Source organism: Paraburkholderia hayleyella (assembly GCF_009455685.1).
GTDB classification, from domain to species: Bacteria; Pseudomonadota; Gammaproteobacteria; order Burkholderiales; family Burkholderiaceae; genus Paraburkholderia; species Paraburkholderia hayleyella.
On sequence record NZ_QPES01000001.1, the window covers coordinates 518,756 to 531,328 of the forward strand.

Below are 12,573 nucleotides of genomic sequence, written 5' to 3' on the forward strand. Positions count from 1 at the left end.
TGACTGGTCGGACGCCGTTGTTGAACGCGATACATGAGGCGGATGCTGAGTGTTATCGAATCTGGAGGTTAACCGTGCCACTGAACAAAGAAAGCAAGCAGGCCGTCGTCGCTGAGGTTTCCGCGCAAGTTGCGAAAGCTCAGACCGTCGTGCTGGCTGAGTATCGTGGGATTGCGGTTGGCGATCTGACCAAGCTGCGCGCGAAAGCGCGTGAGCAACAGGTGTACCTGCGCGTGCTAAAGAACACACTGGCCCGCCGTGCAGTAGAAGGTACACCGTTCGCTCCTTTGGCAGAGCAGATGACTGGCCCGTTGATCTATAGCATCTCCTCAGATGCTATTGCTGCAGCGAAGGTTATTAATGACTTCGGTAAAAGCAATGACAAGCTGATCATCAAGGCTGGTTCTTTCGAAGGCAATGTGATGGATAAAGCTGGCGTGCAAGCGCTTGCTAACATTCCGAGCCGCGAAGAGCTGCTTTCCAAACTGTTGTACGTTATGCAAGCTCCTGTTTCTGGCTTCGCGCGAGCTTTGGCCGCGCTGGCAGAGAAAAAACAGGGTGAGACTGCCGAAGTTGCTTAAGGCGTTGCATCTCGTATAGCTGTTAAGCGTAATTGATCGCTGGCTGTATCCGAATTCAATTTAGGAGTATTTCAAATGGCAATCGCAAAAGATGACATCCTCGAAGCAGTAAGCTCGATGTCGGTTCTGGAACTGAACGAGCTGGTCAAGGCGTTCGAGGAAAAATTTGGCGTGTCCGCAGCTGCAGTTGCAGTAGCTGGCCCGGCAGGCGGCGCTGGCGCTGCTGTCGCTGAAGAGCAAACCGAATTTAACGTTGTTCTGCTGGAAGCTGGCGCGAACAAGGTTTCGGTAATTAAAGCTGTTCGTGAACTGACTGGTCTCGGCCTGAAGGAAGCGAAGGATCTGGTTGACGGTGCACCGAAGCCAGTGAAAGAAGCTGTGCCCAAGGCTGCTGCTGAAGAAGCCAAGAAGAAACTGGAAGAAGCTGGCGCGAAGGCTGAAATCAAGTAAGTTTCGGCGCGCTATGCGAAGGCTGGCGGTTATTCACCGCCGGCCTTTTTGTGCTTTATGGGTAATTTATATTTACGAATCAATTTCGATATAAAAAGCTGAATAGAAGTTAAAGAGAATCACCGTTCGAGCGCTTCGGCCGGTCATTCTCTTTGTCTTCTGAAGCGACTGCAGAAGGCAAGTTTGGTCGGGTAGCGGACATGCGTTTGCTACTGTCAGCCAGCGGTTGGTAGCGGCCAACCACCAAGCTTTTAGGCTCGTTCAGGCCATCGGACGGCCAACGGGTCTCAGTCGGTGAACACTCGGGTGGTCTCATCCAGGTATCCTGCCTCGACAACAATGCCCGCCGTGATTCGGAGATCGTATGCAATATTCCTTCACCGAGAAGAAGCGCATCCGCAAGAGTTTTGCGAAGCGCCCCATCGTTCACCAAGTACCTTTCCTGCTGGCTACTCAGCTTGAATCATTCAGCACTTTTCTGCAAGCGGATACCTCCGCCACGCAGCGCAAACCAGAAGGGTTGCAAGCGGCGTTTTCGTCCGTTTTCCCGATTGTTTCGCATAATGGCTTTGCCCGGCTTGAGTTTGTCAGCTATATGCTGTCGCCGCCGGCATTCAACATCAAGGAATGTCAGCAGCGCGGTTTGACGTACTGCTCCGCATTGCGGGCGAAAGTACGTCTCGTGCTTCTCGACAAAGAGTCGCCAAGCAAGCCTGTCGTTAAAGAAGTGAAGGAGCAGGAAGTCTACATGGGCGAAATGCCGCTCATGACACCGACTGGCTCGTTCGTGATTAACGGCACAGAGCGGGTGATTGTTTCCCAGTTGCATCGCTCTCCTGGCGTGTTTTTTGAACACGACAAGGGTAAAACCCATAGCTCGGGCAAGCTGTTGTTTTCTGCGCGGATTATTCCGTACCGCGGCTCCTGGCTCGACTTCGAATTTGATCCGAAGGACGTGCTGTATTTTCGCGTGGACCGTCGCCGCAAGATGCCGGTCACGATTTTGCTCAAGGCGATTGGTCTGACGCCTGAGCAGATTCTCGCTAACTTCTTCGTATTCGACAATTTCGCGCTGATGCCTGAAGGCGCGCAGATGGAATTTGTCGCGGAGCGGCTGCGAGGCGAAGTCGCGCGTTTCGATATTACGGATCGGGAAGGCAATGTGATTGTCCAGAAGGACAAGCGTATCAATGCCAAGCACATTCGTGATCTGGAAAACGCAAAAACAAAATTTATTTCGGTTCCCGAAGATTATTTGCTAGGCCGAGTGCTGGCAAAGAACGTGATTGATGCTGACACCGGTGAAGTTATCGCTAACGCGAATGACGAAGTGACCGAAACAGTACTCGAGAAGCTTCGTGAGGCCAGCATCAAAGACATTCAGACGCTGTACACGAATGATCTCGACCAGGGCCCGTATATTTCATCGACGCTGCGTATTGATGAAACGACCGACCGGATGGCTGCCCGTATTGCGATTTATCGCATGATGCGCCCTGGCGAGCCGCCGACAGAAGAAGCGGTCGAAGCACTGTTTAATCGCCTGTTCTATAGCGAGGATGCATACGATCTGTCCAAGGTGGGTCGTATGAAGTTCAATCGTCGCGTGGGCCGCGATGAGATCACTGGTCCGATGACCATGCAAGACGACGATATCCTGGCAACGATCAAGATTCTCGTTGAGCTGCGTAACGGTAAGGGCGAGGTTGACGACATTGATCACCTTGGCAATCGCCGGGTGCGCTGTGTCGGTGAGTTGGCGGAAAACCAGTTTCGCGCCGGTCTTGTCCGCGTCGAGCGGGCCGTGAAAGAGCGACTTGGTCAGGCGGAAAGTGAAAATCTGATGCCGCACGATCTGATTAATTCCAAGCCGATTTCTTCGGCGATTCGGGAGTTTTTCGGTTCGTCGCAGCTGTCGCAATTTATGGACCAGACTAATCCGCTCTCCGAAATCACTCACAAGCGTCGCGTATCGGCACTTGGCCCGGGTGGTTTGACGCGCGAGCGCGCGGGTTTTGAAGTCCGCGACGTGCATCCAACGCACTATGGCCGGGTTTGCCCGATTGAAACGCCAGAAGGTCCGAACATCGGGCTGATCAACTCGTTGGCGCTGTACGCGCATCTCAATGAGTATGGCTTTCTTGAAACGCCGTATCGGAAGGTAACGGACGGCAAAGTGACGGATCAGATCGACTATCTGTCAGCGATCGAGGAAGGCCGTTACGTTATTGCGCAGGCGAATGCCGCGGTAGCGGAAAACGGCACCCTGACCGATGAGCTGGTTTCGTCACGTGAAGCTGGTGAAACGTTGATGGTCACGCCGGATCGCATCCAGTACATGGATGTGGCACCGTCGCAGATCGTTTCCGTTGCAGCTTCGCTGATTCCGTTTCTTGAGCATGACGATGCGAATCGGGCCTTGATGGGGTCGAACATGCAACGGCAGGCAGTGCCTTGCCTGCGTCCCGAAAAAGCGGTCGTCGGCACGGGTATTGAGCGCACGGTGGCGGTTGACTCGGGAACGACAGTTCAAGCGTTCCGCGGTGGCGTGGTCGATTATGTCGATGCTGGCCGGATGGTGATTCGTGTCAACGACGACGAAGCGGTTGCAGGCGATGTCGGTGTCGATATTTACAACCTGATCAAGTACACCCGTTCGAACCAGAACACGAATATCAACCAGCGTCCGATCGTCAAGGTGGGCGATATCGTATCGCGCGGCGATGTGCTGGCGGATGGTGCATCGACGGATCTGGGTGAGCTGGCACTTGGCCAGAACATGCTGGTCGCGTTCATGCCGTGGAACGGCTACAACTTCGAAGATTCGATCCTCATTTCTGAGAAGGTGGTCGCGGACGACCGGTATACGTCGATCCACATCGAAGAGTTGAATGTTGTCGCACGCGATACGAAGCTGGGACCCGAAGAAATCACACGCGACATCTCCAACCTGGCTGAAGTGCAGCTGGGTCGTCTGGATGAGTCGGGCATCGTTTATATCGGTGCGGAAGTCGAAGCAGGTGACGTGCTGGTTGGCAAGGTGACGCCGAAGGGCGAGACCCAACTGACGCCAGAAGAAAAACTGCTGCGTGCGATTTTCGGTGAGAAGGCTTCGGACGTGAAGGATACGTCGTTGCGCGTACCCTCCGGCATGAGCGGCACGGTGATTGACGTTCAGGTGTTCACGCGCGAAGGTATTCAGCGTGACAAACGGGCGCAGCAGATTATCGATGACGAACTGAAGCGTTACCGCCTCGACCTGAATGACCAGTTGCGTATTGTGGAAGGCGATGCGTTTCAGCGTCTTGCACGCATGCTGGTTGGCAAGGTGGCAAACGGTGGCCCGAAGAAGTTGGCAAAGGGCACGAAGATCGAGCAGGCCTACCTCGAAGATCTCGATCACTACCACTGGTTCGATATCCGTCTGGCGGACGAAGATGCAGCCGCACAGCTTGAGGCGATCAAGGATTCGATCGAGCAAAAGCGTCACCAGTTCGATCTCGCATTTGAAGAAAAGCGCAAGAAGCTGACGCAAGGCGACGAGTTGCCGCCGGGCGTGCTGAAGATGGTCAAGGTTTATCTGGCTGTGAAGCGTCGTCTGCAGCCGGGTGACAAGATGGCTGGCCGTCACGGTAACAAGGGTGTGGTGTCGAAGATCGTCCCGATTGAAGACATGCCGTACATGGCCGATGGCCGTCCGGCTGACGTTGTGTTGAATCCGCTGGGCGTGCCATCACGGATGAACGTCGGGCAGGTTCTCGAAGTGCATCTTGGCTGGGCCGCGAAAGGTCTGGGCTGGCGTATTGGTGAAATGCTTCAGCGCCAGGTCAAGATTGCGGAACTGCGTGAATTCCTTGGCAAGATCTACAACGAGTCGGGTCGTGCAGAAGAGTTGGATAGCTTCTCAGACGATGAAATCATCGAGCTGGCGAAGAACCTGCGCGAAGGTGTGCCATTTGCCACACCGGTGTTTGACGGTGCAACTGAAGAAGAAATGTCACGCGCACTTGATCTTGCTTTCCCGGATGAGATTGCCGAGCAACTTGGCATGACGCCGTCAAAAAACCAGGTGCGTCTGTATGACGGCCGCACAGGTGAGATATTTGAGCGTCCAGTGACGGTCGGCTACATGCATTACCTGAAACTGCATCACCTGGTTGACGACAAGATGCACGCGCGTTCGACAGGTCCGTACTCGCTTGTGACGCAGCAGCCGCTTGGCGGCAAGGCGCAGTTCGGTGGGCAGCGTTTTGGTGAGATGGAAGTGTGGGCGCTTGAAGCATATGGCGCCTCTTACGTGCTCCAGGAAATGCTGACGGTGAAGTCGGATGACGTGACAGGCCGGACCAAGGTCTATGAAAACCTGGTGAAGGGTGATCATGTGATCGATGCTGGCATGCCTGAGTCGTTTAACGTGCTGGTGAAGGAAATCCGGTCGCTCGGTATTGATATCGACCTGGACCGGAACTAATCGGACTACTGGAGAGAAGCGATGAAAGCTTTGCTCGATCTATTCAAGCAAGTCCAACAACCCGAAGTTTTTGATGCGATCAAGATCGGTCTGGCGTCCCCGGACAAGATTCGTTCGTGGTCTTTCGGTGAGGTCAAAAAGCCTGAGACCATCAATTACCGGACATTCAAGCCGGAGCGTGATGGTCTGTTCTGCGCGAAGATTTTCGGGCCGATCAAAGACTACGAGTGCCTGTGCGGCAAGTACAAGCGCTTGAAGCACCGTGGTGTGATTTGCGAGAAGTGCGGCGTCGAAGTGACGCTCGCCAAGGTGCGGCGTGAGCGGATGGGCCACATTGAACTGGCCTCGCCGGTTGCGCACATCTGGTTCCTGAAATCGCTGCCGTCGCGTTTGGGCATGGTGCTCGACATGACGTTGCGCGACATCGAACGCGTGTTGTATTTCGAAGCTTATGTGGTGATCGAACCGGGTATGACGCCGCTGAAAGCGCGGCAAATCATGACCGAAGAGGATTACTACAACAAGGTTGAGGAATACGGCGACGAGTTTCGTGCCGAGATGGGTGCGGAAGGCGTGCGCGAGTTGCTACGCGCGATCAATATTGACGAGCAGGTCGATATGTTGCGTACGGAGCTCAAGAACACGGGTTCTGAAGCCAAGATCAAGAAGTACGCCAAACGTCTGAAAGTGCTTGAGGCATTCCAGCGTTCGGGTATCAAACCCGACTGGATGGTGCTTGAGGTGTTGCCGGTGCTGCCGCCTGAATTGCGGCCGCTGGTGCCGCTTGATGGTGGCCGTTTTGCGACTTCCGATCTGAACGATCTGTATCGCCGCGTGATCAACCGTAACAACCGGTTGAAGCGTTTGCTTGAACTGAAGGCGCCTGAAATTATCGTTCGCAATGAAAAGCGGATGCTGCAGGAAGCCGTCGATTCGCTGCTCGACAATGGTCGTCGCGGCAAGGCGATGACGGGTGCCAACAAGCGTCCGTTGAAATCGCTGGCCGACATGATTAAGGGCAAGGGCGGCCGGTTCCGGCAGAACTTGCTGGGCAAGCGTGTTGACTATTCGGGCCGCTCGGTGATCGTGGTGGGCCCGACGCTGAAGCTTCACCAGTGTGGTTTGCCGAAGCTGATGGCGTTGGAGCTGTTCAAGCCGTTTATTTTTCACAAGCTTGAAGTGATGGGCGTTGCGACGACCATCAAGGCCGCGAAAAAGGAAGTTGAGAACCAGACCGCCGTGGTGTGGGACATCCTCGAAGAGGTGATCCGCGAACATCCGGTCATGCTGAACCGCGCGCCGACGCTGCACCGTCTTGGTATTCAGGCTTTCGAGCCGGTGCTGATTGAAGGCAAGGCGATCCAGCTGCATCCGCTGGTTTGCGCAGCCTTCAACGCCGACTTCGACGGTGACCAGATGGCGGTTCACGTTCCGTTGTCGCTCGAAGCGCAAATGGAAGCGCGCACGCTGATGCTGGCGTCGAACAACATCCTGTTTCCGGCGAACGGCGATCCGTCGATCGTGCCGTCACAGGATATCGTGCTGGGCCTGTATTACGCGACGCGTGAAGCTGTCAATGCCAAGGGCGAAGGCTTGTCCTTCACGGGCGTCTCGGAAGCGTTGCGCGCGTATGAGAACAAGGAAGTCGAGCTGGCATCGCGCGTGAACGTGCGGATCACCGAAATGGTCCATAACGAAGACAAGTCGCCGGGCGCTCCCGCGTTTGTGCCAAAGATCTCGCTTTACGCAACGACCGTTGGCCGCGCGATCCTGTCGGAAATCCTGCCGCCGGGGCTGCCGTTCTCGGTGCTGAACAAGCCGTTGAAAAAGAAAGAGATTTCACGCCTGATCAATACCGCTTTCCGCAAGTGCGGCTTGCGTGAGACGGTGATCTTCGCGGATCAGCTGATGCAAGCGGGCTTCCGTCTGGCGACGCGTGCGGGTATTTCGATTTGCGTGGACGACATGCTCGTGCCGCCACAAAAAGAGACGATCGTCGGTGATGCAGCGAAGAAGGTGAAGGAATACGACCGTCAGTACATGTCAGGTCTTGTTACTTCGCAAGAGCGCTACAACAACGTGGTCGATATCTGGTCAGCAACATCGGAAGCAGTGGGCAAGGCGATGATGGAGCAGTTGTCGACCGAGCCTGTTGTTGATCGCAATGGCAAGGAGACGCGTCAGGAATCGTTTAACTCGATTTACATGATGGCTGACTCCGGTGCTCGTGGTTCTGCTGTGCAGATTCGCCAGCTGGCGGGGATGCGTGGCCTGATGGCGAAGCCGGACGGCTCGATTATCGAGACGCCGATTACGGCGAATTTCCGTGAAGGTCTGAACGTGTTGCAGTACTTCATCTCGACCCACGGTGCACGGAAGGGTCTGGCTGATACGGCACTGAAAACCGCGAACTCGGGTTACCTGACTCGCCGTCTGGTTGACGTGACCCAGGATCTGGTTGTGGTCGAGGACGACTGCGGCACATCGAATGGCGTGGCAATGAAGGCGCTGGTCGAGGGTGGCGAGGTTGTGGAAGCGCTGCGTGACCGGATTCTCGGCCGGGTGGCGGTGGCTGACGTCGTCAATCCAGAGTCGCAAGAGACCTTGTACGAAGCGGGCACGCTGCTTGACGAAGATGCGGTCGAAGAGATCGAGCGTCTGGGCATCGATGAAGTGCGCGTGCGCACGCCGCTTACGTGCGAGACGCGTTATGGCTTGTGCGCGGCCTGCTATGGCCGGGATCTCGGGCGCGGTTCGTCGGTCAATGTGGGCGAGGCTGTTGGCGTGATCGCAGCGCAATCGATTGGTGAACCCGGTACGCAGTTGACGATGCGGACGTTCCACATCGGCGGCGCGGCATCGCGTGCGGCAGTGGCTTCGTCGGTTGAAGCGAAGTCCAACGGTACGGTTCGCTTTACCGCGACGATGCGCTATGTGACGAATGCGAAGGGCGAACAGATCGTCATCTCGCGTTCAGGCGAAGCGATGATCACGGACGATCACGGCCGTGAGCGTGAGCGTCACAAGGTGCCGTATGGCGCGACCCTGTTGCAACTCGACGGCGCGCTCATCAAGGCGGGTACGCAACTGGCGACATGGGACCCGATGACGCGTCCGATCATCACCGAGTATGGTGGCACGGTGAAGTTCGAAAACGTCGAAGAAGGTGTGACGGTTGCCAAGCAGATCGACGATGTGACGGGTCTTTCGACGCTGGTTGTGATCGACGTCAAACGCCGTGGTTCGCAGGCATCGAAGAGTGTGCGTCCGCAGGTCAAGTTGCTGGATGCCAGCGGTGAGGAAGTCAAGATTCCGGGTACCGAGCATTCGGTGCAGATCGGCTTCCAGGTTGGTGCGCTGATTACGGTGAAAGACGGTCAGCAGGTTCAGGTAGGTGAAGTGCTGGCGCGTATTCCAACCGAGTCGCAGAAGACGCGTGACATTACCGGTGGTCTGCCACGGGTGGCTGAATTGTTCGAGGCGCGTTCGCCGAAGGACGCTGGCATTCTCGCGGAAGTAACCGGAACGACGTCGTTTGGTAAGGACACGAAGGGCAAGCAGCGCCTTGTGATCACGGACCTCGAAGGTAACCAGCACGAGTTCCTGATTGCGAAGGAAAAGCAGGTTCTGGTGCATGACGCCCAAGTGGTCAACAAGGGTGAAATGATCGTGGACGGGCCGGCTGATCCGCACGACATTCTGCGTTTGCAGGGTGTTGAAGCGCTGTCACGCTATATCGTGGACGAAGTGCAGGACGTGTATCGTTTGCAGGGTGTGAAGATCAACGACAAGCATATTGAAGTGATCGTGCGTCAGATGCTGCGTCGGGTTCAGATCACGGATAACGGTGATACGCGCTTCATTCCGGGCGAACAGGTCGAGCGTTCGGATATGCTCGATGAGAACGACCGGATGATCGCCGACGACAAACGCCCAGCAACCTACGAAAACGTGTTGCTCGGTATTACGAAGGCGTCGTTGTCGACTGATTCGTTTATCTCTGCGGCATCGTTCCAGGAAACGACTCGCGTGCTGACCGAAGCAGCGATCATGGGCAAGCGTGATGATCTGCGCGGGCTGAAGGAAAACGTGATCGTTGGACGTCTGATTCCGGCGGGTACAGGTCTTGCGTTCCATAAGGCTCGCAAGAGCCGGGAGCTGTCAGACCGTGAACGTTTTGACCAGATCGCGGCTGAAGAGTCGTTCGAGTTTGGTACACCGGAAGTTCCGGCCGCTGAACAGCAGCACTCTGGCGAGTAAGTTCATGCGGCGTGAGCCGCTGGATTGAGCGCCAGTCAAACCGCCCAGTTTTCGACTGGGCGGTTTTTTTTATGGCTTTTCGACAAAGCATTGCCTTGAATGCTGGTATGGGTGGATAGGCCATGTCGCCAGCAAAGCTTTGAAACCGTGAGCAACATGCGAACGTGTTGATAAAATTTGCACAACTGGCATTTCCTGTCCCTCCTTCTACTTTATTTCGCTTTTATGTCCCGTTCGCTAGAAATTCTTAAAGAGGTTTTCGGCTACCCCGCATTTAGGGGGCGGCAGGGCGAAATTGTCGAGCACGTGAGCGCTGGCGGTGATTGCCTTGTGCTCATGCCGACGGGGGGAGGAAAGTCACTGTGTTATCAGATTCCCGCGCTCGTGCGCCGGGAGGCTGGACTGGGGGCTGGAATCGTGGTGTCACCCCTGATTGCGCTGATGCAAGATCAGGTTGCTGCATTGACCGAGTTTGGCGTGCGCGCTGCTTACTTGAATTCCACGCTGAGCGGCGCTGAGGCTGCAGCCACCGAACGGGCGTTGCGCGAGGGCGAGCTTGATCTGTTGTACGTGGCGCCAGAACGGTTGATGACAACGCGTTTTCTGGATTTGCTGGAGCGTGCTCGCATTAGTCTGTTTGCGATTGACGAAGCGCATTGCGTGTCGCAATGGGGCCATGATTTTCGTCCCGAATATATTCAGCTGTCGGTGCTACACGAGCGTTTTCCCTCTGTTCCTCGCATTGCCCTGACAGCGACCGCGGATGCGATTACACGCGAGGAGATCGTTCAGCGTCTTGCGCTGGATGAGGCCCATGTTTTTGTTTCGAGCTTCGACCGGCCAAATATTCGCTACCGCATCGTCGAAAAAGATAATGCTCGTGCGCAGTTGCTCGATTTTATTCGCGCCGAACATTCAAGAACCAATGGCATGACCGACGCTGGCGTAGTTTATTGCCTCTCGCGGCGCAAGGTCGAAGAGACTGCGGAATGGCTGAAAGCACAGGGCGTACGGGCATTGCCCTATCACGCAGGCATGGAGTTCGGCGTGCGCCAGAAACATCAGGAGATGTTCCAGCGCGAAGAGGGTATTGTCATGTGCGCAACAATTGCATTTGGTATGGGTATCGATAAACCCGACGTGCGATTTGTCGCTCACCTGGATTTACCCAAGAGCGTGGAAGGCTATTACCAGGAAACGGGGCGGGCTGGGCGCGATGGAGCCTCGGCCAATGCATGGATGGCATACGGACTGGGTGACGTCGTTCAGCAGCGCAGGATGATTGATGATTCTGATGCTGACGACACACATAAAAGAGTTCAGACAGCAAAGCTTGATGCATTACTGGGTTTGTGCGAAACCGCTTCGTGCCGTCGGGTGCGGCTGCTTGCCTATTTTGGCGAATTAAGTCAGCCATGCGGAAATTGCGATACGTGCCTTGAACCGCCTGCATCCTGGGATGCAACAAGAGAAGCGCAGATGGCGTTGTCTTGTGTATTTCGTGCTCAGCGAGCGAGTGGATTCCATTTTGGTGCGGGCCATCTGATAGATATTTTGCGTGGCCATCGCACCGAGAAAATTCTTCAGCGTGGCCATGAGCGCTTAACAACGTTCGGGATTGGTTCGGGGCTTTCCGAGCCAGAATGGCGAGCCGTATTTCGTCAGTTGGTTGCGTTCGGTTATCTCACGGTGGATCACGAAGGGTATGGGGCGCTGGTACTGACGGAAAACAGCAAGCCGGTATTAAAAGGCCAGCAAAACGTCACATTGCGGCGTTATGTCAAGCCGGTTCGCAGCCGTCAGACCTCGACTCGAACGAGTGAGCGTGCCGATCCAACCATTGGCATGGGGCCACGAGAGCGTGCCCGCTGGGACCGCCTCCGTGCCTGGCGCACCGAAACCGCGAAGAGCGATGGGGTGCCGGCTTATGTCATCTTTCACGATGCCACGCTGGCTGAAATTGCCCGTAGTAGCCCAAATTCAATTACGGAGCTGCGTGATATTCCCGGGATGGGCGCCCGCAAGCTGGATCGCTTTGGAGATGCCCTGCTGGAGGTTGTTGCTGCAGATTAGTCCAGTTTCGCGGCCTGGCTTGTACCGTGCGCCGAAAGGGGTTGCAACTTGTTGACTTCTTTCAGGTTTTCAGAATATGATGCTAGGTTCCCGTATTTGGTGCTTTTGCGCGTTTGGCTTACTCGTTAAGGTAAGGTCCGCACAGCAAGTGGCTATCAACCCGAAGCGGGATCTCCGGCGTCTTCTGGCTTTCGCTTTGCCCGAAATGCCCAGGTAAAGTAGCCGGTTTTGTTAAATTTCAGGAATAAACAATGCCAACCATTAATCAACTGGTTCGCCACGGTCGCGCTTCCGAAACTGTGAAGAGCAAGAGCCCGGCCTTGCAGAACTGCCCCCAGCGTCGCGGCGTGTGCACACGTGTGTACACGACGACGCCGAAAAAGCCGAACTCGGCGCTTCGTAAGGTTGCCAAGGTGCGCCTGACGAATGGTTTTGAAGTCATTTCGTATATCGGTGGTGAAGGCCACAACCTGCAGGAGCACTCGGTCGTGCTGATTCGTGGCGGCCGTGTGAAAGACTTGCCGGGTGTGCGTTACCACATGGTTCGCGGCTCGCTGGATACCCAGGGCGTCAAGGATCGCAAGCAGGCTCGCTCGAAGTACGGTGCGAAGCGTGCCAAGGCTGGCAAATAAGCCAGTCCGAAATCAGGTAATTTCAGGTCGCCCGTGCCATGGGGCATAGGGTATAAGGCGGCAGTTCTGGGGTAGCCCGTGCTGTCGAGTAAGTGGTCACCCGACC

Annotated in this window: 6 protein-coding genes; all 6 read left to right on the forward strand. The window is 55.6% G+C overall.

Annotated elements, in window-relative coordinates; all coding sequences use genetic code 11:
- The first annotated feature begins 74 nt into the window (after window positions 1-74).
- Complete coding sequence (gene rplJ, locus GH657_RS02375; protein WP_153099204.1) at window positions 75-581, forward strand: 50S ribosomal protein L10; 507 nt, start codon at window positions 75-77, stop codon at window positions 579-581.
- Between the two features lie 75 nt (window positions 582-656).
- Window positions 657-1,031, forward strand: a complete 375-nt coding sequence (rplL, locus tag GH657_RS02380; protein WP_153099205.1) for a 50S ribosomal protein L7/L12 — start codon at window positions 657-659, stop codon at window positions 1,029-1,031.
- A 364-nt stretch (window positions 1,032-1,395) separates the two neighbouring features.
- Complete coding sequence (gene rpoB, locus GH657_RS02385; protein ID WP_153099206.1) at window positions 1,396-5,502, forward strand: DNA-directed RNA polymerase subunit beta; 4,107 nt, start codon at window positions 1,396-1,398, stop codon at window positions 5,500-5,502.
- A gap of 21 nt (window positions 5,503-5,523) precedes the next feature.
- Window positions 5,524-9,762: a DNA-directed RNA polymerase subunit beta' gene (rpoC, locus tag GH657_RS02390; RefSeq protein WP_153099207.1), complete on the forward strand. Its 4,239-nt coding sequence runs from the start codon at window positions 5,524-5,526 to the stop codon at window positions 9,760-9,762.
- A gap of 225 nt (window positions 9,763-9,987) precedes the next feature.
- A complete protein-coding gene (recQ, locus tag GH657_RS02395) occupies window positions 9,988-11,835 on the forward strand; it encodes a DNA helicase RecQ (protein ID WP_153099208.1) in 1,848 nt (615 codons plus the stop codon).
- Window positions 11,836-12,086: 251 nt separating this feature from the next.
- A complete protein-coding gene (gene rpsL, locus GH657_RS02400) occupies window positions 12,087-12,467 on the forward strand; it encodes a 30S ribosomal protein S12 (protein WP_153099209.1) in 381 nt (126 codons plus the stop codon).
- The last annotated feature ends 106 nt before the right edge of the window (window positions 12,468-12,573 follow it).

Coding starts and splice junctions, on each gene's coding strand:
- rpoB (WP_153099206.1), top strand. CDS start 1,396: ATGCAATATTCCTTCACCGAGAAGAAGCGCATCCGCAAGAGTTTTGCG.
- rplL (WP_153099205.1), top strand. CDS start 657: ATGGCAATCGCAAAAGATGACATCCTCGAAGCAGTAAGCTCGATGTCG.
- rpsL (WP_153099209.1), top strand. CDS start 12,087: ATGCCAACCATTAATCAACTGGTTCGCCACGGTCGCGCTTCCGAAACT.
- rpoC (WP_153099207.1), top strand. CDS start 5,524: ATGAAAGCTTTGCTCGATCTATTCAAGCAAGTCCAACAACCCGAAGTT.
- recQ (WP_153099208.1), top strand. CDS start 9,988: ATGTCCCGTTCGCTAGAAATTCTTAAAGAGGTTTTCGGCTACCCCGCA.